Below are 25,841 nucleotides of genomic sequence, written 5' to 3'. Positions count from 1 at the left end.
ACGGCTTGTCAATTACGGTCTTCATTTCTGCAGGAAGTATGACAATCTCGTGAGGTACAACCCGGAGCTATGTGGAGATTGTGAGTACAATGACTTCAGGATTAATATTCCTCCCCTTAAGGAAAGTGGTTTTTAAAGTTTCGAAAATTCTATTAAGTGTGAACAAATGATCGAGCAGGACTTGGGAAGCGTAGAGTACGTCTCGAATCAGTTCGGTAAATTTTATTCTACCGGAGCTCAGTGCGTGGATGCTCCCCCAGAGATCAAGCATCGTGAGTTCGGGTTTCTCTCATTCAGGGGAAGGACCATGTTCCGCCACATCGGTTTCGAGGTCATCGAGGAGCTCAGGGGATATCTGAGGAACTACTCCCCTGCCCACTCTTACTTCTCGGCAGCTTATTACAATAAACCCCGGGCCTCAATGGTGGAAAAGGGCTGGATTGGGGCGGACCTTATTTTTGACATAGACGCAGACCACTTTGTTCTCTCCTGCCAGAAGATCCATGACCGCTGGACCTGTAAGGCCTGCGGAGAGGCAGGGAAGGGGCATCCCCCGGAACGTTGCCCGGGTTGTGGTAAAGCAACCTATTTCCTAGAGAATTGGATATGCGGGAACTGCCTTGACGCAGCGAAGTACGAGGCCCAGAAGCTCATAGATATGCTGATCCAGGATTTTGGCTTCCAGCCCTCCGAGCTCTCGGTTAACTTTTCGGGGAATCGGGGGTACCATGTCCATGTGAGGAGCCCGGTGGCAAAGGAACTCGATCAGCTGGCAAGGCGGGAGGTGGTGGATTACATCCTAGGGATAGGGATAGAGGCCCAATATCAAGGCCTTACCCCGAGGCATGCGGGGGGCGGATCCATGCTGGAGCGCGGTGGCTGGAGGGGAAGAACCATCAGGGCCCTTTACGATTTCATCGGAAAGTCGACCCCTGATGAGATTAAAGCGCTGAGATTGAGCAGGAAAACCACCCGGGATCTGGTCGTGGAGAAAGACAAGATCCTCTCTTCTTTGATGAATCAGCATCCCAGCCGCATCGTACGATATATTGACAAAAAGTCCATGGGAAATCTGCTGAATATAGCAGTGGAAGAGCAGGCTTCGGCGATCGATACCGTGGTGACCACTGATCTCAAAAGATTGATACGGCTTCCCAATACTCTCCATGGTAAGACGGGATGGCTCACCCAGAACGTCACCATCGAGGACCTCCCGGATTATGATCCTCTTACCAAAGCTGTTGCATTCCAAGAGGGGCATAAGAAGATCTACATTAAACATGCCCCCGAGATCAGTCTCCAGGGGGAGAGCTATGGGCCCTTCAAAGAGGAGACCCAAGAGCTTCCCATGGCGGTCGCGATGTTTTTCCTGTGCAGAAAGTCGGCGAGGGTTGTGAACTGATGGATAAATACTCAAGGCTCCTAGATGTTTGTAAGAGGGAGAAGCGTTCTGGGGAACTCCAGGCTCTCCCAGATAATTTTTTTGGGAAAATGACTGAGTACCTCGCAGAACTTAGGAGGGAGAATCGAATGCTCGATAAAACCTCCCTAAAGGGGCGGATCTCAGAGAAGGAACAGGTTAACGTTGAGAGACTCCTCAAAGAAATTTCCAGCAGGAGGCTTAGGAAGATTGTAGAGGCGGAGCTTAACAGGATTGCGATAGCCGGATCTTCCTTAACTCAGATAGAGAGAAGCTTTCTCAGCGACCTCCGGAGTCTTCTGATGAGCTACGAGGGGGGATTGAAAGATATATTAATGGGGCGCTTACCTCATGTAGACGCAAAGCCCCCACAAAAGGCGGGTCTTAAGGTGGTCCGGTTCCTCCAGGCAGTCCCTGCGATCATGGGGATTGACATGAAGACATACGGCCCCTTTGAGCCTGAGGACGTAGTATCCCTCCCCGTGGAGAACGCTGAAAACCTAATAAGGCGGGGCATCGCAAAAGAGGTCGATATTTAGAGATGAAGATTCCTAGTTCCATGCGGACCTACTGTCCAAGGTGCAATACCCACACAGATCACTCAGTCTCCATCTACAAGGCTGGAAAGAGGAGAGGCGCAAAGAAGGGGGAGAGACATCAGGCGAGGCGAAAGAAAGGCTTCGGCGGCCAAAAATTCCCTCTCCAACATAATCAGGCAAAGGTTTCCAAGAAGCAGACCCAGATGCTGAAGTGCATTGAGTGTAATTACACACTCCAGAGGAAGGGTATTAGGCTCAGGAAATTGGAGGTCGTTTGATGTCCATGAAGTGGGAGACACTTATACCCCGGCCATCCTCTAGGTTTCTCAGAGTCCGTTGCAGGACCTGCGAGAGTGAACAGATAATTTTCAGTCACACAACCCACGTCATTAATTGTAGGACTTGTGGGGAGATAATGGCTGAGCCGACTGGTGGAAAGGCAAAGATCCATAGTCCAATCTTAGCCGTTTTGGGGTAAACCGATTGAGCATGGGAAAACCCGAGTGGCCTGAGGTCGGGGACATCGTCGTCGTCACGGTCACGAGAATCGTGGGTCACGGAGCCTATGTTTCCCTCGACGAGCATAGGGGGAAGGAAGGGCTCCTCCATATTTCGGAGATTTCGTCTCGTTGGGTAAGGAACATCCGGAGCCACGTTAGGGAGCGGCAAAAGGCCGTCCTTCAGGTTCAGCGGGTCGATCCCTCTAAGGGCCAGATAGACTTATCTCTTAGACGAGTCAGCCAAGACGATAAGAGGAGAAAGCTGGAAGAGTGGAAGAAGCACCGCAAGGCCGAGACTCTCATAACGGCCGCAGCGGCCAAGCTCAAAGTTGACGTTAATGACTTCTATATCAAGAGGGGGACCAAGATAGTAGAGTACTACGGCAGCCTTTACGATGGCCTTGAAGCAGCTGCTAAGCGTGGGGCCGAAGCTCTTCATGAGGCCGGGGTAACCAAAAAGGCCTCTAAGATTCTCGCCGCGATCGCTTTGGATAAAATTGTTATCAAAGGTGTAACTATCCAAGGGGAGCTTGAGATCACATCTTTGGCCCCGAGGGGCATCAATGAGATTAAGGAGACGCTGAACGAGGCGCAGAATGTCGCAATAGACCTCAATGCCAAGGCTAGTATCTACAGCTTAGCCTCGCCGAAATACAGGATTGAGGTCACTGCAGAAGATTACAGGAAGGCAGAGATTGCCCTCGGCGAAGTGATCCAGTTCGCTACAGAGGCCTGGGAGGGTCAAGAGGGTAATATCTCATTCTCTAGAAGTTAGGGAGATTCACCTTGGTCTTGCTTCTAAGACGGTGTAAACTATGTGGCCTTTACACCCTCCAAACGGATTCTTGCCCAAAGTGCGGAGGGCCAGTCAAGCTTCCTTATCCCGCCAAGTTTTCATTGGAGGATAAATACCGGAAATACCGGCTTAAAATGCGTCGAGTTGGGCGCGATAAGGACAAAAAGACTGTTTCTGCATGATTCACATATGCTTTCCGTGTGGGGGAGCATTTTGAAACTTGTTTTTTACCATTACAATATAGGTGAAATGGATTATTAAGAGTTATATGAAGATATCTAGTACGTCCTTTGTTGAAGCGATTAAGATATGTGTGTGTGTTCTAAAAGGTGGGAGTCCTCGTCACAGGTTTCTCCCTCTGGATACCCAAAATGGGAGACTAAAGCGCGCGGAAACCTTTTTGAGGATGGCTCCGCGTAGAATTTGAAGCCTAGGCAACTGGGTTAAATCGGAGTAAAGGAGAACATATCTTAATGGAAAAAGATTACAGGGCTATGCTCGACAGGGCCTACGGGGAAATCCCTGAGCAAGTTAAGATCTATGAGAGGTGGACTGTCCCCCGCCCCGATGTAAGAAGCATTGGACGGCGAACCGTAATCATGAACTTCAAGTATATCGCAGACTATGTTGGTAGGGACCCGGAGCATCTTCTCAAGTTCCTCTCTGGGGAGATGGCCACATTGCCCCGATTCGACGGTACCCGGGCGATTTTCCAAGGCCGTTTCCGACGTGACTCCATCCGCAACCTTCTGGACGTTTACTCCGCCAAGTACGTGGTCTGCACCGTTTGTAAGCGACCTGACACCCAGATCGTGAAAGAGAGGCGCCTCTTCTTCCTTCAATGCGATGCCTGTGGGGCCCGGAGCTCCATAGGTGGGAAGTGAGACCGTTGGAAGAGGTCTACGTTAACACGATTCGCCAAGGACGGGACCTCTTGGTTGCGGTATGCGACGCGGAGATTTTGGGGATGACCCTGAAAGGGGGGAGAACCCCATTTGAGGTGAGTGAACGGTTCTATAAGGGTACCCTCTGCTGCCTCACGGAGGCTATAGAGGCTATGGGGAAGGCCACGATTGTTAACATGGTGGGAGTGAGGATCGTCAAGGCGGCTATCGAGTATAACCTTGTTCAGGAGGCAGGGATCATCTACCTCGGTGACGTGCCCCACGCCCAGATCGTCCACCTATAATGCCATAACCTCCATATACTCGAGACGCAAAGTCAAGCTGGTGTATTTTTTGCCGAGTTATAAGATAAAGGACGAGGGACTTGCAAACGACGGGACGCTCCTCATCGAATGGGCCAAGGCTCATATGCCGGTTCTGGCTCTGATAACAAAGCGATTCGAGAAGGAGAAACCCCTAAAGGGAGTCATTTTAGGGGCCTGCCTCCACGCCACCAAGGAGACAGCGGTCCTCGTGAAGGCCCTGGAAGCTGGGGGGGCTAAGGTAATACTCTGCGGATCTAACCCCCTCTCGACCAATGACGCCGTGGTTGCATCCTTAGTCAGTGACGGGACCTCGGTTTACGCGTGGAGGGAACAGACCTCCGATGAGTATTACTGGTGCGTCGACAAGGTGCTGGATCATAAGCCAAACTACACTACAGACGACGGGGCTGACTTAGTAAACGCCATTCACAGCCACCGCCAGGGCCTAATCGATAATATCAAAGGGGGAAGCGAGGAGACCACTACCGGTGTCATTAGGCTCAGGGCGATGGAGGCCGACGGGGAGCTCAAATACCCAATCATCGCGGTAAACGACACCGCCACCAAGCACATGTTTGACAATCAGTATGGTACGGGTCAGAGTACCATCGACGGCATCCTGAGGGCCACAGCCGTGTTGCTCGCTGGAAAAAACTTTGTGGTGGGGGGATACGGCTGGTGCGCTAGGGGCATTGCCGATAGGGCCAGGGGTATGGGGGCTAACGTCATTGTGACTGAGGTGAACCCGCTGAGGGCGCTGGAGGCGGTCATGGACGGGTTCCGGGTGATGACCATGGCAGAGGCGGCGAAGGTTGGGGACATCTTCGTTACGAGTACTGGGAACGTCCATGTCATCGACAGACACCACATCAAGGCGATGAAGAGCGGGGCCATCATGGCGAACTCGGGTCATTTCAACGTTGAGGTGAACATACCCGCCCTCGAGGAGCTGTCCACGGGGAAGCGGAGACTCAGGGATAGTCTGGACGAATACCAGCTCAAGGACGGCAGAAAGCTTTACCTCCTCGCAGAGGGGCGTCTGGTCAACCTCGCAGCGGCTGAGGGCCACCCAAGCGAGGTGATGGACATGAGCTTCTCCGACCAAGCCTTGGTTGCCGAGTGGGTGTGGACTGGGGATAAGCTTCCGCCGAAGATCTACGACGTCCCTAAGAGCATCGACGAGACCGTGGCGAAGCTGAAGCTGAGTAGTATGGGCCTCGAGATCGACACCCTCACCCAAGAGCAGGTCAAATACCTCACCTCCTGGAAAGAGGGTACAGTCTAACTTACCCCTTTTCCTTACTCATCCCTTTTTACTTAATTAGAATAAGCCTTTCAAATAGTGCAACTGTTTTCAATAACCTGATCTGTATTTTCCATGTGGTCCTATGTCAGAGGAAGAAGATGGCCCGAAGCAAAGGGATGTCCGGAACCCATCGGCGAGCACCCGGAACGTAGTCCACTGGGTCACACATGCAAGGGGAAAGGGGCTCGGGATGTGGGCCTGGCTCCTCCATCGGATAACCGGCATCATGCTCCTTGGGATCATCAGCCTCCACATATTGAAGAACCAGTTTGGCGTTCATGTCCCAGGTGGAAGGCTGGTTACCATTGACCTCCTTATCATCCCCGGGGCCTACCACGCCCTGAACGGGGTTCGGGTAATTCTCGTAGAGGCGTTCGATTGGGCTACTGTAAACGAAGACCGGCTCTTCATAGGGGTCCTTGGACTCACCCTCATCTTTTTAGCTCACTGGTTCGCCGTCGTCGGTCTCTGAGGGGCCTACATGAAGACGCACGAAATATTGATCGTGGGCGGCGGCCTTGCCGGGATTAGGGCGGCCATTGAGGCCAAATCTCTGGAGAGGGATGTGGCCGTTCTTAGTATGGTCTACCCTGTAAGATCCCACTCAGTCGCGGCCCAGGGCGGCATCAACGCGGCCCTTGGGAACGCCGACCCCTCCGATAATGTGGAGAGACACGCTTATGATACTGTGAAAGGTGCTGACTTCCTAGCGGATCAGGACGCCGTTGAGGTCCTCTGCAGGGATGCTCCCGTCAGGGTCCTGGAGCTTGACCGCTGGGGATGCCCCTTCAGCAGGCTTCCAGACGGGAGAATTGCCCAGAGGCCCTTCGGGGGGGCTGTCTTTCCCCGGACTTGTTACGCCGCGGATCATACGGGGCACGCGGTGATGTACACCATCTACCAGCAGGCTCTGAGGCTGGGCGTCGAATTCTACAATGAGAGAGTGGCCCTGAGACTCGCGGTGGACGGGGGAGGGGTCAAGGGTGTAGTTGCGCTAAACATCCGAACCGGGGAGCTGGAGGCTTACCAGACAGGGGCCGTGGTTATGGCGACTGGGGGCTCAGGGCGGATCTACTCGAGGACCACTAACTCTCATCACAGTATGGGTTACGGAATGGCGATGGCGTACTGGGCGGGAGCCCCCCTTATGGACATGGAATTCGTTCAGTTTCATCCTACAACCCTGTATGGAACCAACATTTTGGTCACCGAGGGGGCCAGAGGGGAGGGGGGCTATCTCCTCAACTCTGATGGGTGTCGTTTCATGAGGAAGTACGCCCCGGACAAGATGGAGCTTGCCCCAAGAGATATCGTTGCTCGGTCCATCCATACTGAGCTCTTGGAGGGAAGAGGCTTAGAGGGAGAATACATCCATCTAGACATCACTCACCTCGGGGAAAAGGCTATTATGAATGATCTCCCCCAGATTTGGGACCTTGCCCTCAGCTTCGCTGGGATAGACGCTCGGAAGGAGCCCATCCCCGTCCAGCCTGGACAGCATTATACCATGGGCGGCATTGAGGCCGACGTAGATGGCAGGACTAGGGTCGAGGGACTCTACGCCGCTGGCGAGTGCGCCTGCGTTAGTGTTCATGGCGCTAACAGGCTCGGGGGGAATAGTCTCCTCGATTGTATCGTCCTCGGCGCCAGGGCGGGCGTTGCAGCGTCTCAGGATGCGCCTTGGAGAGAATTCAGTGGGGATACTGCCATCGCCGCTGCACTTAAAGAGGCTGAGGATACCATTGCCTCCCTTCATGGGAAGGCCGAAGCCGGTGATTTTCTCAATCCCTACAGCATAATGGACGTAATGCAGATGACAATGTGGGAGAACACTGGTGTCTACAGGGAATCTGAAACCCTCAGCCGTGGAGTCTTTGGAGTTCAATCCCTCAGGAACGATTTTTATTCGAGGGCGGGGGTGCCCACGGGGTCAGGGATCTTTGACCTCAGTATCATCGACGCCCTGATGCTGGAGGGGATGCTCGACGTTGCCCTCACCATTGTGGAGGGCGCCCTTAGGAGAACGGAAAGCAGGGGGAGCCATTACAGGACCGATTACAGGGAGAGGGATGATGAGGGCTGGCTCAAGCACACCCTAGCCTTTTCCTCACCGGAGGGGCCTGTGTTTGAGTACAAACCCGTGAATATCATAAGGTGGCCCCCGGAGGTGAGGGAATACTAGATGGTCGCCAAACGGGATGAAGTTGAGTTTATAATCTATCGGCTTGACCCCACAAAGGACCAGGAAGCCTACTTTGTTGATTATAAGGTCCCTGTCCGCCCTGGGATGACGGTGCTTGACTGCCTAATTCATATCCAGAGGGAGCTCGACCCCACCCTATCCGTACGGTACAGCTGTAGATTCAAGATCTGCGGCTCATGTGCGATGCTGGTGGACGGGGTCCAGATGCTCGCATGCGAAACTCAGGTCTCCTCCTTAGGCTCTAGGATCCGGGTGGAGCCTCTCCCCCACTTCGAGGTCATCAAGGACCTTGTGGTGGATATAGATCCATTCCTAGAGCAAATTGAGGCCGCGATGCCCTTTATCCACCCCGACCCTGAGGTGGAGGCGCCTAGGGTCGACCCTGAGGAGTTCCGTAAATACAGATCCCCTTCGGGGTGTATATGGTGTGGAGCATGTTCCTCGTCCTGTCCCATCGCCGCTTCTGAGCCCTACTTCCTGGGCCCAGCTGCCCTCGCCCAGATCTATAGGTTTGTCGTTGATTCTAGAGACCTTGAGGAAACTAGGCGCCTGAGGCTGGCTCGGGCAGATAGCTCTGCCTCAGGGGTCTGGAGGTGCCATCATGCCTTTACTTGTGCAGAGGTCTGCCCAAAGGATATCAACCCCGGCCAACATATAGCTCAACTCAGGAGATTGATCCTCAGATCTAGGCTAATAGGAAGAACCTGAGACCTAAGGCTTAGACAATCCGTCTAGGTTCTGGAGCTTTACAACCTTGACCTCCTGAGATACCCGGTGACCATACCTCCTGTAATGCTCGCTAAGGTGGATGTATGCCTGCATTGCGCGCTGTGGATGGGTTTCTTCTAGTGCGCATTTCTAAATAAAAGATTATTTGTCCGGGTTCAAAGGTCATTGGAACTCTGTAGTTAGAGGATCAAATTATCATATAATCCAGGAAGTTTCATCTTTCCAAGTTTTCACCCTCATTTGTATGTTCTCTACCCCTTTTCTTTCGGTACCCTTGGAACCTTCGAAACCTCAATATTAAACCTGCAAATCGGCAATAAATCCGCTCTCACTTGCTAGAACACCAATCCCCTATAAGAGCAGCCCTTTTTCAGTGTCATAAGACGAATCATCAACTGTTATGACGTTCTCTCAACTCTTTTTCATAGAGCAGTATTGGTGGGAGAATATGTGTTTGTTTGTTGGTAAGCTACAACTAATCCTTTTTATTGATTACGAATTAGGGTTATAAGTGGTTTTTATGATGAGGAAGAGGAACGTAGGGGTCGTAGATCTAAGGAATCTGCGCTTCGTGTCTGATCCTCAGGTCTCTCCTAATGGAGAGCGGATAGCCTTCGTTCACACTACTATGGACTATGAGAAGAACGACTATATGAGCAGCCTTTGGACGGCAGATCTCAAGACAGGGCGGATAGTCCAGTTCACATCTGAAGTGGGGAAGTACAGGAACCCTGTTTGGTCTCCTGATGGAAGCCTCCTCCTTTTCACCTCCACCCCCCTTGGGAGGGAGACAAATACCTCCCATATACACGTAATACCCCTAGAGAGCGGCAAAGCGAGACCGATAATCGAAGTGGAAGGGGGCGCAGCCTCCCCCCGATGGTCCCCAGACGGCAGACAGATCCTTTTCACCTCCTCCTTTAGAGATGAGGCGCCGGAGAGCGACGTTATGGTCATTAAACATATAAAGTACAAGTTTAATGGCGTCGGTTATCTAGAAGGCAGGAGCAATCACCTTTTCACCGTCTCCGCTGAGGGTGGAAAACTCAAGCAGATAACTAGGGGCGAGTTTGATGTCAACGCCGCCGAGTGGCTGAATAACAGCAAAGACATCGCTTTCATAGGCAATCTTGAAGAAAACGCAGACATGACCCGAGATCAGTACATCTACTCCGTGAACGTGCGGGGAGGTGAGCCAAGAAGGCTGACGGATGGTCAAAGAGTCATTACTTCTCTCAAGCCCTCCCCCAAGGGTAATGTCATCGCTTACATTGGTCATGACTACAGGCGGCGGCTGTGGAGCAACCAAGACATCTGGCTTATCCCCACAGAGGGCGGGGAATCCAGGAACCTCACCCGGAGCTTCGATCAGGATATCGGGTACAAATTGAGCTGTGACATCAGGGTCCGCTCGCCTAATCCCAACCCTCAGTGGTCTGCGAACGCCGAGGCTATATACTTCAACTCGACGTATGGCGGCGCGGTCCGCCTCTACAGGGTGCCTAGCAGAGGCGGGGAGGTCGAGGTCGTCCTAGGCGGTATCGACCACAGCGTTGAGGCCTGGAGCATTTCAGGAAACGACGTTATCACCTACAATGCTGTTTCCACTATGTCTCCTACAGAGCTTTGGGTAAAGGAGGAGGACAAGCTGCGGCGGATCACTGATTTCAATAGTAGATACGTAAAGGAAACCGAGATTTGCGGCCACGAGAGGTTTGAGTTCAAGTCCTCTGGAGGCCACACTGTAGAGGGCTGGCTGATGAGGCCGCAGGGCCTCAAGGTGGATGACAAGTACCCCTTGGTGCTCTGCATCAGAGGAGGCTCTGCAGGGTGCTTCGGTTACGGCTTCATGCATCAGTTTCAGGTGCTGGCAGCCCAGGGCTGGGTCGTTATGTACGTCAACCAGTGGGGGAACGGTGGTTATAACGAGGAGTTCCAAGGGGAGGTTTCAGGCCACTACGGTAAGCAGGAGTACGCAGACCTTATGGATGCCGTTGATCACGTGCTAGAGCACTATAGTTTCATCGACCCCCAGAGGTTGGGTGTCATGGGCAGCAGCATGGGTGGTTTCTTGACCAACTGGATCATATCACACGACAATCGATTCAAGGCGGCCATACCCCAGGCGAGTACATGTAACAGGTACAGCCACTTTGGCACCAGTGACATCGGATGGACTCACGGAAAGTACGATATGGAGGGAGTGCCCTGGGCCGATGAGGAAAAATACCTTTCCATGTCGCCTATAAGGTATGTGGCTTCGGTGAAGACGCCGACGCTAATCATCCACAGCGAGTTGGACTACAGATGCACCCTAGACCAAGCTTGGCAGTGGTTCACGGCTCTCAAGGTCCTCGGCATCCCCAGCGAGATGGTCATTTTCCCGGGGGAGAGTCACGGCATACACAAGCCGAAGCACAAGGAGGAACGGCTCAACCATATAATCCGCTGGTTTAAAAAATACCTCTAGTTTCTTCTTCTCTTTTTCGACACCGCTCGCAATTAAAGATATAGGTCATCACCATGTACGCTGCGCATAGCGTTGATTCAGATATAGTGATCAAACCAGCGTGTGTGTTATTCTCATTACTTTCCTAGATGTATGCATTAGTGTGCATGTTCACGTCATGACTTGACGTTCATAAAGTGACGAAATAGTTACTTAGAATTCTTCTGAGCTCGGCGTTTATCCATGAATTTTAAGTTCTTTAAATATTTGAAATTATGTGGATTTTGAGGGGCTAGTCGCATTGATTATGTACGCGATCCAGGACTGACCCGCCCTCCTTAGGTGGCTGGCATTATGCTCTGGTAGGCGTCAATCTCCGTGGCGGATTCAATATAGGTCTCTCCCTTCTTTCCCGTTTCCAACGAGCCGTAGACTATCACCTGAGTCCTCCAAGTAGGATATTTAACGAAGTTTCTCTGCCCGTACGGGGTGTGAACAGCTTATGATGAGCAGGATTAGGAGGAACTTGATATAGGCCACTGTTTCTAATTGGTTTATCTTTAAGAGGAGAAAAATGTTTAGCTGTCTTTTACTCTTTTCAAGTGAGACATGAAATTTGATAGTGGATAATAATCATGGTCCGTTCTCTAGGCCGGAATCTTCTCACTCTTTTTGATGATCCCCGCTATGATAGCGGTGGAGGCATAACTATGGGCAATCGCCATTATCCAGAGGGGGTCAAGGGTTTTGATTACCATGTAATTCCTAATAAGGGCCAGCGTGAGGGCGCTAATGCCGAGGCCCCAGACCAGCCAGAATACCCTATATTTTTTTTTCTGATCCATTGATTAACCTCGAAACTCAAGCATCATTTAAATCTATTTCCATATGTGATTGTTGCAAATAACATTTAGATTAAACAGGTACTTTACACACCTTGCAACTCTTTTATTACTCTACAATGCTATCTGTAGATATTCTAAAAGCATGTGGGATTGAGGTCGAGATGATAGACTGGGATCCTGCGTTTGAATAAGTTGTTAATCATACACCCCTCTGATCTAGAAGATACACGTTCCCAGGGGATCATGGCCTTGCGGTTCTATCCTTGGGTCAATCAACTAGCTGACAATGATTCTTGGCATCATTCCCTAGTGCCAGTTTTCCAGGAAAAAGACCTTATGTACTAAGCATCCTATGTTCATGGTCTATCATCCAAAGCAAAATCTCTGATATTGCGCAGATGTTTACACCAATCCTCACTAACCTAGCGGCCACTGAGTCGTACGATGCATTAGTTACTATTTTTTAATGGAAATGGGTCTAGGAAACGGCGTTACCTAACCCTGAGTCAGCCCTGCTGCTTTCAACGACTCTTCTGACCTCTTCCACTGCGGCCTGGTCCTCCAAGGTTGACGTGTCTCCCACGGCTTCCCCCTCAACTATGGCCTTGATGACCCGCCGCATGATCTTCCCGCTCCGGGTCTTTGGCATACTCCTTACAAAGTAGATAGCTGCTGGAGTTGCTAGGGGACCGATCACCTTTCTCACATGGAGCCTCAGCTCTTGGGCGAGCTTAGGGCTGGGCTTTTTCCCCACTCTGAGGATCACGAGGCCGATGGGCACCTCCATTTTTATTGGGTCCTTTATGCCCACGACGGAGGCTTCCGCGACAGCTGGGTGGCTAACTAGGGCGTCCTCGAGCTCGATGGTTCCCAGCCTGTGCCCTGCAACCTTAAGGACATCGTCGCTTCTGCCTAAGAGCCAGTAGTAGCCGTCCTTGTCTTGGACGGCGTAGTCTCCGGTGTAGAAGCGGTCCCCGTTGGCGTTAGGGTATCTGTTCCAGTAATAGTCTAGATATCTTTGGTCGTCTTTGTATAGAGTCATGAGCATGCCAGGCCAAGGCTTCCTGATGACCATGTAACCTTTTTCCCCCGCAGGCACAGGGTCCCCGTCCTCGTTGACCACTATGGGGTCTATTCCAGGCATAGGGAATGTGGCTGAGCCCGCCTTCAGGGGCAAGAGCTGGATGCCGGGGGCAGGGGCGATCATGAATCCCCCGGTCTCAGTCTGCCACCAGGTGTCAATGATAGGGCAACGCTTCTTTCCAATGACTCTGTAATACCATCTCCAGACCTCTGGGTTAATAGGTTCCCCGACTGTGCCCAGGATCTCTAGGCTGCTAAGGTCAGATTTTGCGGGGATCTCGTCCCCAAACTTCATTAGGAGCCTTAATAGTGTGGGGGATGTATAGAACTTGTTGACTTCGTAACTCTCGATCATCCTCCACGTCCTCCCGGGGTCAGGGGTGTCAGGGGCCCCCTCATACATCACGCTGGTGAGGCCCAAGACCAAGGGGGCAAATACGATATAGCTGTGGCCAGTAACCCATCCTACGTCGGCGAAGCACCACCAAACGTCCTCATCTTTCACGTCGAATGCCCATTTCAATGTGGAGGCCGTATATGTGAGATATCCGCCGGTGCAGACCTGGACTCCTTTGGGTTTCGCGGTGGTTCCCGATGTGTATAGGACATATAGGATATGGGACGAGTTCACTGGCACAGGTTCGACGTATTTCTCCTTTGCCTCTGCTATAGCATCGTGGTACCAGATATCCCTGTCAGGCTTTATCTCCACGCCGTGTTTAGTCCTCTCCACAGTGATAACTTTCCTGACGCTAGGGCACTGGTCTGCGGACTTATCTACGACCCCCTTTAGGTCGATGACCTTATTTCGCCTAAAAACTCCGTCAGCAGTTATAATGATCTCCGCCTCGGTGCTCCGAATTCTCTCTGATAATGCTTTGACGCTGAAGCCGGAGTAGACTTGAGTGAATGGGGCTCCTAGGCGGGCGCACGCTAGCATTGCAACGGGGAGCTCTGGGATCATGGGCATGTACATCGCGACGAAAGTACCCTCCTTCACTCCCAGCTCCTTTAGGGCAGAGGCGAATTTATTGACCTCCCGGTATAACTCACCGTAGGTAATCACTCTCTTGTCTCCGGGCTCACCTTCCCAAATGTAGGCGACCTTGTTCTTTTTCGCCGTGGCTACATGACGGTCTAAACAGTTGTAGCTTGCATTTAGTTTTCCACCGTTGAACCAGCGGGCATGCCTATCCTCCCACTCTAGGACTCTGTTCCAACTCTTGAACCAGTCGAGCTGCTTAGCCTCCTCGGCCCAGAATGCATCGGGGTCCGCTATGGAGGCTTTCCAGGTCTCCCTCAGCTTTTGGTTAGGTTCAAACTTTTCATCCACGGGGAGCGCTGCAAGAGTATCTTCGCTCATGAAAGGCCAAGTCTAATTAGCAGCAAGTTAAATATAACTTTTAGAATTTCTCCTTTTTTCCAATTTCTACGATTGATTAACCAAGCGAGTCTTTCCCTGAATGTTTAAAGAAGATCAGGATGTGCGATAAAACCACTTATCTATGCTCTGTTTGAATCTTGTATACGCCGAGATAAAAGGAGGCCCTTGTTCCTTCTTCGTTTCATTATTATCGGTGGATCTCCTGTTTTTTTATTGGGTAAATAGGGACCGTTCTTTTTCCGTTTATATCGCGCGCAGGAAATCTGATACAGGTTGATATTAATCCACATATGATGTTTGTACACGCGAGTGTCTGAACTTGGTGTCATCCGTCAGTCTAAGGTCTTCTTTCTTTTTGGCTCCTTGACTCCCAAGGCGAAGATCCCAGCGCCTATTAGCCCAAAGACCATACTTAGCTGGAAGGGGAGGTTGGGACTATAGGTTTGCCAAAGCCATGCCCCTACTATAGAGGAAGGGGCACCGAATATTCCAGTGACGGTTCCGATGGTGCCCATCACTGTCCCTCGTTTTGACTTTTCCACGAGGTCTGTGACAAGGGCATCCCAGGCGGGCCCCCCAGCGAAGTTGTTGGCACCACCCCCCAGGGCGTCCCCGACACTGCTCAGGGAACGGGCGAGATAATATGTGGGGAAGTTGTATGTGAGGGTGATCGCGCCCATCGTGAGTGGGGTTATTATTCTAGATGCGAGGATGAGAGGCTTTCGCCCGTAGCGGTCGGCGAACATTCCCCCTGGGAGTGCCATGGCCGCAGTGATAAGTCCCACAGTTGTTTGGACAAGGCCGAGCTGGGTGTTTGTGATCCCCACGACCTCAACTGCATAGATGGGGAGGAACTCCCGAACCATTCGAACCCCGAAGCTCCCCATTACGGCGACCACCACCATAATCCACATGGATCTAGGAAGATTGAATTTCTCGGCGAGTGACGCACGCATGCCCCGCTTTTCCTCCTTAGTGATCTTAGGTTTGTCGTCCACCAAGGTCTCGGTAATGACCCTACTCCTTACCACTGTCACAATGATAGAGACAATGACTGTAAGGAAAAGGAATACTCTGACTCCTTTCCTATAACCTAGGGCATCCATAACCACTCCACCGATGATGGGGGAGACGATTCTGGGGATTGAGATGATCATCCGGAACGCCCCGAAGCCAGCGCCCCGCTGCATCTCGGGGAGACTGTCAGCAATAATGGCGTTATACGCTGGCATGTAGATGCTCGCGGCCCCATTTATTAGGAGCCCAGGAATAATGTGGCGCCAGTCAGCGGCTAGAATGAATATTAGAGGGGGGATGATCCGCAGCGCGGTGCCGTAAACTATGATCTTCCGGCGGCCGAATCTATCGGCTAGGAGCCCCCCGGGGAGCTGGAACAGGAGGCGCTCCGAGGACTGGATCATTGCAAGCAGGCCTAGAGCGGGGATGGATGCGTTTAGCTCAGTCTTGAGATAGAGGTTCCAGAAGGGGCGCCAGCCCTGCTCCATGAGGGTAAACGCCGAGGTGGTTAGGGCGATGGTGAGGATATTCCTGTTAGAGAAAACATCCTTTGTGATGCGAAAATAGGATTTACTTGTCATGTCATGCAACCCTCAGAACTTCTTTCTGTCGGTTTCCCCTTCCCCTTTAATGATTGTTGTGCCGGGTTAGTCCATAAAAAGTAATATTATGCCTTAATCCTTCTCCAATCCATAACCTAGAGTTGTGTTCCATAGATTTCTTAACGTACAAATCCATCGTGGCCTCCATTATGGCGGCGGGTGTCCTGTAGGTGGTCTTCAACGTGGAGGGAATTTCCTTTTCCGTGGTGCAGATGGGGGCCCACCGTGGGAGGGGCTCTAGGCGTTCGGGACAAGCTTTGGGCTCTCCCCCCACGTCACAGGGATCATATATAGCCTCGCCTCTAATCTCCCGGAACCTCCCCTTCTATCCACTCCTCATAACCACCAAGCTTATCACACCCAAAGAACGTCCCCCCCTCTATGAAGTTTGACTCAAGGCGCAGCCCCGTCTACACCACCCATGGTATGGTAGCCTCAAGCCAGCCCCTCGCTTCTGCGGCGGGCCTGCATATCCTCCAGGTCGGTGGCAATGCTGCGGACGCTGCTGTCGCCACCGCAGCGGCCCTCAACGTCACCGAGCCCTCCTCTACGGGTATCGGAGGGGACTGTTTCTGTCTTTATTACCACGCCGAGAAAGGGCGGGTGCTGGGTCTCAACGGCAGCGGTAGATCCCCTGCAGCCCTCACGCCAGATCTTCTATACAACTTGGGATATGACACGATGCCTCGGAATGGGGTCTATACTGTCACCGTTCCTGGGGCCGCAGCAGGCTGGGTCGACACCCTAGAATGCTTCGGCACCATGGAACTCGGCAAAGTGTTGGAGCCGGCCATCAGACTCGCGGAGGACGGATTCCCCGTTGCCCCTCTCACAGCCAGGGCGTGGGCCCTTGGAGTATCGAGCCTCAAGTCGGGTCCTCACTCCGAGGAGATGCTAATTGACGGCCGGGCCCCCCGAACAGGAGAGCTCATGAGGAACCCAACCCTTGCCCAGACCTTCCGCACTCTCGCCGATCATGGGAAGCAGGGCTTCTATGAGGGCCGGATCGCCGAGGCGATCGTAGAGCTCCTAGACTCTAAGTGTGGAGTCATGACAACGGAAGACCTCAAATACCACAAAAGTACATTCCCCGATCCCATTAGCGTTGACTACAAAGGCACCGAAGTGGTAGAGATCCCCCCCAACGGCCAGGGGATCACCGCATTGATAGCCCTAAACATCCTTGAGGGGTATAGCTTGGAGGGAATAAAGCACTCCAGCGTCAGTCACCTCCATACTCTCATAGAGGCGATGCGGATCGCCTTCGCCGACGCCAGATGGTACATTGCTGATCCTGACATCGTTCACGTCCCGATAGATGAACTCATCTCCAAGGGCTACGCAGCGGAGCGCCGGAGGCTCATAAACTCCGCCGCAGCCTTAGTGACCGTTGGGAGGGGGAGCCCCTTTGCAGGATCGGACACTGTCTATTTCTGCACAGTGGACGGTGAAGGGAACGCGTGCAGCTTCATCAACAGCAACTATATGGGCTTCGGGACGGGCCTTATACCCAAGGGCTGTGGGTTTACCCTCCAGAACCGAGGAGCCAATTTCACCTTAGAGAAGGGCCATCCCAACAGATTGGAGCCCGAAAAACGTCCATACCATACGATCATCCCTGGTATGATGCTCAGGGACGGGCTTCTTCACGGTCCTTTTGGAGTAATGGGGGGCTTTATGCAGCCCCAGGGTCACGTTCAGGTTGTGGTGAATATGGTGGACTACGGAATGAACCCCCAAGAGGCCCTCGATGCCCCTCGCTTCAATATCGTTGACGGCACCAGCGGGGGCAACATCCTCCTCGAAGAGGGGATTGCCCCGGAGACCATAGCCGCCCTCACAAGTTTGGGCCACAAGGTGGTCCCCGCCTCTGGGTACACCCGTGTATCTTTCGGGAGAGGTCAGATCATCCTCAGGGACCCTGAAACAGGGATTCTATGCGCGGGCTCCGACTCCCGGGCCGATGGCCAGGCAGTTGGCTGGTGAAGGCCCAATTTACTAACCACCCCCTGGCATCCTCTCATTTATCTAAGGCGGTCCCCCAAGAGAGAAGAGTATTTTCCGATCCAGCCCTATTCTTATGTTGGGACTAATATTCTTCGTTGCTTCCATGGGCCTATCTTCTAGCAGCTTCATGGTTGCCTTCGTCGTCATAAGCCTCTAGATGGAGAGTCTCATTGATCAATACGACAGGACGCACATGACAGCGTATAGCCGCGTGAGCAAAGTCTTCTTTACTGCTATCACCACGCGCGAACTGAGATCCACTTTATCTGAAAGCAAATATACACCGACCTTTCTCTAGCTCTACCATATGAAGCTCGTTACATTCAAGATGCACACCGAGGAGAGAATCGGGGCCCTCGTGGGCGCCAAGGTGTTAGATCTTACCTCAGCTTATGCTGTGTACCTGAGGGAGGCACACGGGAGGATGAACGCTTGCATATTGGCCCTTGGCCTCATCCCGCCATCGATGAGAGCCTTCCTAATTGGCGGAGAGGTGGCTATGGAGGCTGCGAGGGCGACCCTCGAGTACATGGCGGACCAGTCTGGGGACAAAGAGGGCCTAGATGGAGAGAGACTTTGGCTTAAGCTTGAAGAGGTAAGGCTAGAAGCACCTATTCCTTCACCGGGGAAATTGTACTGTACTGCAGTGAACTTCTACGGCCATGCGACAGAGAGTATAAAGGATCCTAAGGCAAGGGCTGCGGAGATAATAAGGCTCAAAGGGATGAAGCTGAGTGTCCCCGATATTTTCCAAAAACCCCCCGGGCTAGTGGTGGGCCCCCAAGGGCCCGTAATCAAGGTGCGGGCAACAGACAAGATGGACTATGAGTGCGAACTCGCGGTGGTCATAGGAAAGCAGGGGAAGTACATCTCTCAGGAGGAAGCATATGATCATATCGCGGGTTATACCATCCTCATCGACGTGAGTGCTCGGGACCAGGGGTTCCCCCAAGACGTGGACTTTAGGCTATTCAAGAACGACATCAACTGGACTAAAGGGAAAGGAATGGACAATGCCGGTCCCATGGGCCCATGCATACTAACCCGTGACGAGGTCCCAGACCCCTACGACCCGCCCATGAAACTCATAACTCGGGTGAACGGGGATACGAGGCAAAACGGGGATCTATCCACGATGATCATCAGGATACCCCGGATCATTGAGTACCTTTCTAATGGAACCACTTTAGAGCCTGGGGACATCATCTCTACAGGGACAGTGGCCGGGGTAGCCCGCAGCTGGCCCAACGGGTACCTTGATGTTGGGGATGTCCTGGAGTGTGAGATCCCCTCCATTGGGATTCTAAGGTATGAAATTGTGGGGGAATAGCCACCCATAAACCATTTCTGGAATAAAACATCGTTGCGGACCCTGCGCGAAGGGTAAACCCCAGCTGGCTGGTCATTTCCTTCCACCTGCAATCCTCACAGAGTCCGGATGCCTTCTCAAAAAGTACATTGAGGCGATCCCCACCAGAGGGCCCACACCCAAAATCGTGAACCCATATCGCCACTTAACCATCCCAACGTACCACGGCACCATCCGGATGGAGAAGATCGTCAAAAGGAATCCCAAGGCCATCTGCAGGGTCAATGCCGTCCCTACATATCCCTCCTCCGCCAACTCTGCCACCATCGCCGAATATTGTGGTGAATCAGGAATCACTACTACTCCCCACGCCACTGCAACAGCCAACGCTAAATACGGATATTCGAAAAAAAAACCTATCACCAGGGAAATCAGCCCGCTCAAGCCCAGAATACCCCCCGTAAAAACTGTACGCCCACATGAGTCCGCGATTCTCCCCCCTACTCCCGTAGCCACCGCCCCGAACAGGAACACCAGGAAAGCCCCTACTGACACGAACCCCATGGGGTCCGAACTCGGATAAGCCCCAAGATACGACTCTCTCAGGAACACTGGCACCCAGACCCACATTGCGTAGAGTTCCCACATGTGTCCGAAATAACCTACGAACACTAGTTTCTGAGCTCCGTTCCCCAGTATCTCCGCAAATTTACCCACCTCAAAATTTACGGCCCCCACCCCATGAGGCCCTTCCCGGAAGAGTTGCCCGACTAGTAACCCCCCTAAACCCGCCAACCCTGACGATGCAAGCATGGTACCTCTCCAGCCCGGGAACCCCAGCATCCCTATCAGGTAAGGAAGCCCAGAACCTAGGGTCAATGCACCCACCATCACTCCCAGCGCTAACCCCCGGTCCTCTTGAAACCAGGAGGCCGCTAGCTTCATACCCACGGGGTAGACCCCTGCTAGGAAGAAACCCGTCAAGAATCGGAATAGAATCACCACCCCCAAAGACCACCCCAAAGCAGCGACCCCATTAGCAAGCCCCCCTGCCAACGCGGAGGCCACGTAAACACTCCTTGCGTCATAGACGTCTGCCACGTTCAGGAAGGCATAAACTAAACATCCCACCACGAACCCTCCGGTGAGCCCCACGCCCAAGAGAGCCCTACCATGCCCTGAGGCATCAAAGACGGATGCTAACTGGGAGGTAACCGTACCAGAGCTGAACCATAACGTGAGCCCAAGGAATAGGGAGATTGATAGGACGAGGAGAGCTCGCCCTCTGGAACCATTTCCCTCCACAGATCAAGATGATCCACCGATGATAATAACGGATTCCCCCGTCGGCAACAGCTAAAATGATTGACCTCCATACCTTTACGGGAAGATCCCCTGGCAAGACTCACGTTATTGGCGACAATAGTGAGACTCTCAATGCGTAACTCTGGGGGGCTGAAAGTCGAGGGAAGGGCTAAGACGTTGTCAATCCTAGGATCAGAATCAATCGCCACATGCTTCAAATCGGGTTTTCCCTGAATCATGTTCCGGATATTTCATCTTGAACTGTCTCGTTGAAAGCTTTACAGATCCGCATTGGAGTTTATGATACGCCTACCCCCTCTATCTCTAATTTACTCATTCATCGCCTGTCATATCCTCGAGAATATCTACTGGATTACTTTCGACGAAGCAGGCATAACTGCTCAGGGGATCAGCGGTGGTAGCTACCTGCGTCGCCTCCCCCTAGAGAACGACCGCGGTGACTCTGAAGAACGTTAACTCACAGATAAAGGACAATGGTAAGAGCGTTGAACCGGCATCCAGCAGGAAAGCGACTTTTATATAAACACGTGAACGCTTACCAACATGACCCTAGATGGAACGACGTCTCCCTACAGGCTTATCCCCGCTAGATGATCTACTGGGGGGAGGGTTCAGGTACGGATCCGTCTCCCTCATCTATGGTGAGGCCTCTACGGGGAAAACAACTATTGCCTTCACAAGTCTGGTAAGACACCTCGAGAGAGACCCTTGGGCTAAGGCCTACTACATCGACTCAGATAACAAGCTCTCTACACGACGGCTAACCCAGATCACCAAGGACCCTAAGGCCCTGGAGCGCCTGCTCATCTGGAGATCCATGAGCTTCCATGAGCAGGGCAGGACCATTGAGAGCCTCTCCGACCTCCTTCACAACGGGAATATTCCCATCGTAGTCGATTCAATAACAGGGCCCTACCGCCTCGAGACAGGGCGCTCTGAGAGGACATTTAGATCTAATAAAGAGCTTAATCGGCAGTTGGGCTTTCTCTCAGAGACCGCTAAAATCAAAGACTCAGCAATACTCGTCACAGGGCAGGTCCACAGCATCTTGGATAGAGACCCCCCGGAGGTGGAGCCTGTGGCCCAGAGACTCCTAAGATATTGGTCAGACACCATCCTAAAGCTTGAGACCACCTCAATGCAGGGGGTACGCCAGGCGATCCTCAAGAAACCCGGAGATGAGCAGAGGTCATGCAGATTCAAACTGGGGGAGACCGGCATCGAGGAGGCCTAAATACCATGAACCTCCCTCTCTTGACCTGGTTCGCGGAGACCGTCTACATCTACCTCCCCGCCTACATAGCTAACGCAACCCCTGTGGTGCTGAGCGGCGATGGCCCCCTTGACAAGGGCAAGAACTGGGTCGACGGAAAGCCCCTCTTCGGGAACCATAAGACCCTCCGGGGGACTATCTCTGGTCTCGCAGCTGGTTTCCTCATTGGTCTAATTCAGGGGAGCCCACTCAAGGCCGCCCTACTCTCCATCGGAGCGATCGGGGGCGATCTTATCGTGTCCTTTTTCAAGAGGAGAGCGAATCTTAAGCCGGGAGCACTCCTCCCCATCGCCGATCAGATGGGGTTTATCGTCTTCGCAGTGATCCTTGTTGGATTTACTGCTCAGGCGCCCAGATGGGATCAGGCCGTAGGGATCCTAATCGCGACTCTCCCTATCCACTACCTCAGCAATATAGTAGCTTGGACTCTCAAACTTAAGAGCAATCCATGGTAACCGCGTGCATTTCCGTACTCCCTATATCCGTATCAGTAACCAACCGCACGCGGAGGGGCTAATATGATTGCTAGGGAAGGACTACTATATTGGTGCATCACCTTCTTGTTATAATCTATAGCTTTATAATCAATCGGGGGTAGATTATCCAGGTTCGTTGTCAGAGGGTCGGTTGACGATGAGGATACCGGCAAGGTTGTTGAGGACATCACCCACTGCATTCTATAATGGGGGCCATAGGCCCTCCTGAGGTGAAACAGGCCCTTGTCATCCAGAAGAAAGATGCTTGCCGCTGATGAAGAAATCGCCAACAAGCTCGTCGAGATCGCCAAGAGGCGGGGCTCTACGGTCTATAGCACGCTTAACGAGATCCTTGAGCAGGTGCTCCGAGCGGATGGAATGGGACTCAGTCTCAATAACATCATCGAAAACCGGGAGAAGATTGAGAAGGCCAAGACCCTGGGCTTTACTTTCACCGTAGAAAAGCTTCTGTACGAGGTGGTAGGGCTCGCCTATGAGAAGGCCAGGGATGAGCTCGCTGAGATCTGGCATGAGACTGGCAGGTGGTATGGAAGGTATTTTGCTGATAAGGGGGGCGATCCTGTACCCTCCTTCAAGAGTGCCTTGGAACTTCTCTCCTTGGGGAAACCTGTCACCAGCATCGAGAAGCAGAATGGGGGGCGCATCGTGATCTCCTGCGTTGGGGAGATGTACACCGACGGGTTCACCGAGATGCATGGCCTCTTCATTAGGGGAGTCATGGAGACTTTCGGCTGGGAGCATACAGAGACTGAGAATAGTAAAGGGATGATTCGGCTCACCTTCACGAGCCCACGGTGAGCATGATGATCCCTGAGACAACGTCTGATAATAAACTCCTATCTCTGCCTGAGGAGCTGCTGGACCGGCTCCAGCGGGCGGCTACCCGAAAGGGGCTGTCCCTGGCTGCGTACTCAGCGGAGAACCTCGAGGAGGCCCTGAGAGCCGAGGACATTTTGATGCCCTTAGGTGAGGCCGTTGAATCACACCGGATTCACCGGGTCCAGCTTGCTGCCGGGGCGATCCAAGTTCCCCGCCAGACTCTCGATAAGGTAGTTAAGGCCTTATACTCTACTGAAAAGGAGGTTACTCTTTCTGACTGGGACGAGGCTGGGAGATGGAACGGGGAGTATCTCCGGACCCTTTTCGGTGAGAATGCTATCGACGTGATCGGAGGGGCGTTGAAGGTCTCCTGGAACCTTGACGAGGTTGAGATGACGCACGACGAGATGAAAGTTGAGCTAAGGTTTGCCTCATTCTCCCTCTCCGAGGAGATGACAGAGCTCTTAGTTAGCTATGTTGTAGGTCTTATGGCTCCGCTAGGCTACGAGAAGGATGAGATTCACTTTATTAGGGGTCTCGCAAAGTTGAGCTTCAAGAGGGTTTTTCATACCTATAACAGACGGTGAATCAGGGTTTATTGTTACCTGTTAATTTTTATCTCAATTGGGGTTGGTTTTAACGTATTTATTAAAGCCCTAAATCTTTTAATCCTTCTATTTTATGGGATATGAGGAGTATAGGTCTTGCTTAGGGTTTTTATACCAGTTTATATGGATGCTAAGACCCTATATTTACTCTGCAACCCCTATTCTTTCCTGTTTCAACCATTTTTTTGCGTGTGTTGTATACACAGGATAGGTTCCTGTAGACATAGACTTAAGTAATCGATTTATGCTTTTCAACCAATCGTCGAGTAGGGTGGAGGTTACTCTTTGAGTATAATTCATCTCTGGCTCGAACGATAAATAAAGAGTGAAAAGAAAAATGAAAAAATACTCTAAAAAGATTTTATCAATATTCGTACTAACAATTCTAACCCTTTCGTTCGCTATGCCATTCATATCTGTCTTAGCCACAACCGTAGTTCCCGATGATACTACTGTCCAAGTTGGAGATATTATCGGTATTAGTGGTGCAGCATCCTCTGTTCCAGGCTCTACAGTCTCAGCTTACTGGGACCTAGTGACTGGTGGCACAGTTCTAAACACAACCACGGTCGCCAACGACGGAACATATGAAATGGATGTTCTTGTACCCGATACACCGGCTGGCACCTCCTATATTTGGGTGAGTGACACCGTTGATAATGCAATGTCTCAAGCCATAACTGTCAGTCCAGAGATTGACCTAAATATTGACAGTGGGATACCTGGTGACGATCTCATCGTTACCATTACAGGTTTTTTCGCTGATCAAGAAGACGTAAACACCACCTTCTGGAATGCTACTTACACCAACCCAATAGTAAATAACTCGGAGACAGATGCAAACGGTGGTGTCGCAATCACCTTTGACGTTCCCGATGTTAATTATGGGGTTTATACAATCAACGTGACAGATGGCAATAACACTTCCACTCATAGTTTCACGATCGGCGCAGCTATTACCCTCACAGAGGATGAGGGCCCCGAAGGTTACCAAGTTACAATCACGGGGAGAGGCTTTACTGCGGATGTCGAAATCAATGAGACCGCTGTAGATGGTTATGTCGCATGGAATTCAGCAGTAGCTTTAGCCGCAAATATCATGAACATCACAGATGATGATTTCACCGTAGACGATGACGGAGCGTTCACCGGAACTGTCGTTATACCCTCCGCAGGTGAGGGCAAATACCCCATCTCTGTCACAGACGGCACATACACGGCCTACGCCAATTTCACGATTGGCAATGGCGGTGAATCTACGATAACGGTCTCACCGACTCACGGAGTCCCGGGAACCACGGTCACCGTGACCGGGGTTAACTTCACCCAGATAGAAGGCAGTGATATAACCGTCTCCCTTGCCACATCATCAGTAACTGCCGATGTGGAAGCTGACGGTACATTCAGTGCAACCCTTACGGTTCCATCAGCTGTCTTCACTACTTACGTGGTAACTGCTCAGGATCTAGTATACGGTGTGAGCGATACAGGCACCTACAAGATAGGTCTCATGTCTATGACTTTAGGCACGAGTTCTGGAGACGTAGGATCTGGTGTAGTCGTATCCGGAGTTGGCTTCGAGGCTAGTGGAAAGTATAACGTCACAATGGGTGATACACTCGTTATACACAACGGCAGTATAGCCGCCAACGAGTTCCTATCCGATACGTTTTACGTACCAAGCATGGCCGCTGGCTCTTACACAGTGACCGTTACAGACGCAACCAACTCGATGTCTACCTCCTACGAGGTAACTGAAGACACGTCTCTGTCTGGGTCACCAATCGAGGTTGCAATCGGTCAAAACTTAACGCTAACCGGTGAGGGCTTCCTTGAAACGGATGCAACCGCTGTAACCGTTATGTGGGCTAACTCTACCGATAGCGCGGATGTTACTGGTGATGTATACACTGCTGATA

At 52.0% G+C, this 25,841-nt stretch carries 26 protein-coding genes; 21 read left to right on the top strand and 5 right to left on the bottom strand.

Annotated features, from left to right (window positions below; all coding sequences use genetic code 11):
• Nucleotides 1-166: 166 nt before the first annotated feature.
• The 13 genes from QGG23_03660 to QGG23_03600 all read left to right on the top strand — a co-directional run bounded on the left by QGG23_03660 (nucleotide 167) and on the right by QGG23_03600 (nucleotide 11,173).
• A complete protein-coding gene (locus QGG23_03660) occupies nucleotides 167-1,402 on the top strand; it encodes a DNA primase small subunit PriS (protein MDP6048523.1) in 1,236 nt (411 codons plus the stop codon).
• Nucleotides 1,402-1,959, top strand: coding sequence for a hypothetical protein (locus QGG23_03655; protein ID MDP6048522.1), 558 nt, complete (start codon nucleotides 1,402-1,404; stop codon nucleotides 1,957-1,959). Before QGG23_03660 ends, QGG23_03655 begins: the two co-directional genes overlap by 1 nt.
• A 2-nt stretch (nucleotides 1,960-1,961) precedes the next feature.
• Nucleotides 1,962-2,237 carry a 50S ribosomal protein L44e gene (locus QGG23_03650; protein MDP6048521.1) on the top strand — a complete coding sequence of 92 codons (276 nt, stop codon included), beginning with the start codon at nucleotides 1,962-1,964 and terminating at the stop codon, nucleotides 2,235-2,237.
• The gene (locus QGG23_03645) at nucleotides 2,237-2,437 is read left to right on the top strand and encodes a 30S ribosomal protein S27e (GenBank protein ID MDP6048520.1); all 201 of its coding nucleotides are present in this window, start codon (nucleotides 2,237-2,239) and stop codon (nucleotides 2,435-2,437) included. The genes QGG23_03650 and QGG23_03645 overlap by 1 nt, the downstream gene beginning before the upstream one ends.
• An 11-nt stretch (nucleotides 2,438-2,448) precedes the next feature.
• Nucleotides 2,449-3,234 carry a translation initiation factor IF-2 subunit alpha gene (locus QGG23_03640; protein MDP6048519.1) on the top strand — a complete coding sequence of 262 codons (786 nt, stop codon included), beginning with the start codon at nucleotides 2,449-2,451 and terminating at the stop codon, nucleotides 3,232-3,234.
• Between the two features lie 11 nt (nucleotides 3,235-3,245).
• A complete protein-coding gene (locus QGG23_03635) occupies nucleotides 3,246-3,437 on the top strand; it encodes an RNA-protein complex protein Nop10 (protein MDP6048518.1) in 192 nt (63 codons plus the stop codon).
• 291 nt (nucleotides 3,438-3,728) lie between these two features.
• Nucleotides 3,729-4,139 (top strand): translation initiation factor IF-2 subunit beta, encoded by a 411-nt coding sequence (locus QGG23_03630; protein MDP6048517.1) that lies wholly within the window; start codon nucleotides 3,729-3,731, stop codon nucleotides 4,137-4,139.
• Nucleotides 4,136-4,444: a DUF424 family protein gene (locus tag QGG23_03625; GenBank protein ID MDP6048516.1), complete on the top strand. Its 309-nt coding sequence runs from the start codon at nucleotides 4,136-4,138 to the stop codon at nucleotides 4,442-4,444. The genes QGG23_03630 and QGG23_03625 overlap by 4 nt, the downstream gene beginning before the upstream one ends.
• A gap of 49 nt (nucleotides 4,445-4,493) precedes the next feature.
• Nucleotides 4,494-5,750 carry an adenosylhomocysteinase gene (locus QGG23_03620; protein ID MDP6048515.1) on the top strand — a complete coding sequence of 419 codons (1,257 nt, stop codon included), beginning with the start codon at nucleotides 4,494-4,496 and terminating at the stop codon, nucleotides 5,748-5,750.
• Between the two features lie 103 nt (nucleotides 5,751-5,853).
• Complete coding sequence (locus QGG23_03615; GenBank protein ID MDP6048514.1) at nucleotides 5,854-6,243, top strand: hypothetical protein; 390 nt, start codon at nucleotides 5,854-5,856, stop codon at nucleotides 6,241-6,243.
• Nucleotides 6,244-6,252: 9 nt separating this feature from the next.
• Nucleotides 6,253-7,953: an FAD-dependent oxidoreductase gene (locus QGG23_03610; GenBank protein MDP6048513.1), complete on the top strand. Its 1,701-nt coding sequence runs from the start codon at nucleotides 6,253-6,255 to the stop codon at nucleotides 7,951-7,953.
• Nucleotides 7,954-8,682 (top strand): succinate dehydrogenase/fumarate reductase iron-sulfur subunit, encoded by a 729-nt coding sequence (locus QGG23_03605; protein ID MDP6048512.1) that lies wholly within the window; start codon nucleotides 7,954-7,956, stop codon nucleotides 8,680-8,682. It abuts the gene before it with no gap.
• Between the two features lie 541 nt (nucleotides 8,683-9,223).
• Nucleotides 9,224-11,173 carry a S9 family peptidase gene (locus QGG23_03600; GenBank protein ID MDP6048511.1) on the top strand — a complete coding sequence of 650 codons (1,950 nt, stop codon included), beginning with the start codon at nucleotides 9,224-9,226 and terminating at the stop codon, nucleotides 11,171-11,173.
• 626 nt (nucleotides 11,174-11,799) lie between these two features.
• On the opposite strand, the gene QGG23_03595 is transcribed toward QGG23_03600, so the two are convergent.
• From QGG23_03595 to QGG23_03580, 4 genes are all read right to left on the bottom strand, one after another.
• Nucleotides 11,800-11,997 (bottom strand): hypothetical protein, encoded by a 198-nt coding sequence (locus tag QGG23_03595; protein ID MDP6048510.1) that lies wholly within the window; start codon nucleotides 11,995-11,997, stop codon nucleotides 11,800-11,802.
• 478 nt (nucleotides 11,998-12,475) lie between these two features.
• Nucleotides 12,476-14,443 carry an acetate--CoA ligase gene (gene acs, locus QGG23_03590; protein MDP6048509.1) on the bottom strand — a complete coding sequence of 656 codons (1,968 nt, stop codon included), beginning with the start codon at nucleotides 14,441-14,443 and terminating at the stop codon, nucleotides 12,476-12,478.
• 353 nt (nucleotides 14,444-14,796) lie between these two features.
• A complete protein-coding gene (locus QGG23_03585; protein MDP6048508.1) occupies nucleotides 14,797-16,062 on the bottom strand; it encodes an MFS transporter in 1,266 nt (421 codons plus the stop codon).
• A gap of 46 nt (nucleotides 16,063-16,108) precedes the next feature.
• On the bottom strand, nucleotides 16,109-16,357 hold the full coding sequence (locus QGG23_03580; protein MDP6048507.1) for a hypothetical protein: 249 nt from the start codon (nucleotides 16,355-16,357) through the stop codon (nucleotides 16,109-16,111).
• 107 nt (nucleotides 16,358-16,464) lie between these two features.
• Here QGG23_03580 and ggt point away from each other — a divergent pair, with 107 nt between their 5' ends.
• Nucleotides 16,465-18,069 (top strand): gamma-glutamyltransferase, encoded by a 1,605-nt coding sequence (ggt, locus tag QGG23_03575; GenBank protein MDP6048506.1) that lies wholly within the window; start codon nucleotides 16,465-16,467, stop codon nucleotides 18,067-18,069.
• 328 nt (nucleotides 18,070-18,397) lie between these two features.
• Nucleotides 18,398-19,420: a fumarylacetoacetate hydrolase family protein gene (locus tag QGG23_03570; protein MDP6048505.1), complete on the top strand. Its 1,023-nt coding sequence runs from the start codon at nucleotides 18,398-18,400 to the stop codon at nucleotides 19,418-19,420.
• 72 nt (nucleotides 19,421-19,492) lie between these two features.
• On the opposite strand, the gene QGG23_03565 is transcribed toward QGG23_03570, so the two are convergent.
• A complete protein-coding gene (locus QGG23_03565) occupies nucleotides 19,493-20,704 on the bottom strand; it encodes an MFS transporter (GenBank protein ID MDP6048504.1) in 1,212 nt (403 codons plus the stop codon).
• Nucleotides 20,705-20,995: 291 nt separating this feature from the next.
• On the opposite strand from QGG23_03565, the gene QGG23_03560 reads away from it, so the two are divergent.
• The 6 genes from QGG23_03560 to QGG23_03535 form a co-directional block, all read left to right on the top strand.
• Complete coding sequence (locus QGG23_03560) at nucleotides 20,996-21,181, top strand: hypothetical protein (protein MDP6048503.1); 186 nt, start codon at nucleotides 20,996-20,998, stop codon at nucleotides 21,179-21,181.
• A gap of 97 nt (nucleotides 21,182-21,278) precedes the next feature.
• Nucleotides 21,279-21,959, top strand: a complete 681-nt coding sequence (locus QGG23_03555; GenBank protein ID MDP6048502.1) for an ATPase domain-containing protein — start codon at nucleotides 21,279-21,281, stop codon at nucleotides 21,957-21,959.
• Nucleotides 21,917-22,453 (top strand): CDP-2,3-bis-(O-geranylgeranyl)-sn-glycerol synthase, encoded by a 537-nt coding sequence (locus tag QGG23_03550; GenBank protein ID MDP6048501.1) that lies wholly within the window; start codon nucleotides 21,917-21,919, stop codon nucleotides 22,451-22,453. Before QGG23_03555 ends, QGG23_03550 begins: the two co-directional genes overlap by 43 nt.
• A gap of 264 nt (nucleotides 22,454-22,717) precedes the next feature.
• The gene (locus tag QGG23_03545) at nucleotides 22,718-23,293 is read left to right on the top strand and encodes a hypothetical protein (GenBank protein MDP6048500.1); all 576 of its coding nucleotides are present in this window, start codon (nucleotides 22,718-22,720) and stop codon (nucleotides 23,291-23,293) included.
• A 5-nt stretch (nucleotides 23,294-23,298) separates the two neighbouring features.
• Nucleotides 23,299-23,901, top strand: a complete 603-nt coding sequence (locus QGG23_03540; GenBank protein MDP6048499.1) for a hypothetical protein — start codon at nucleotides 23,299-23,301, stop codon at nucleotides 23,899-23,901.
• A 424-nt stretch (nucleotides 23,902-24,325) separates the two neighbouring features.
• Nucleotides 24,326-25,841: hypothetical protein (locus QGG23_03535; protein ID MDP6048498.1), on the top strand; the 1,516-nt coding region annotated here is incomplete at its 3' end.

Source organism: Candidatus Bathyarchaeota archaeon (assembly GCA_030739585.1).
Lineage (GTDB): Archaea > Thermoproteota > Bathyarchaeia > TCS64 > TCS64.
Note: the sequence above shows the minus strand (reverse complement) of the source record. Positions and strands in the feature narration are given on the sequence as shown.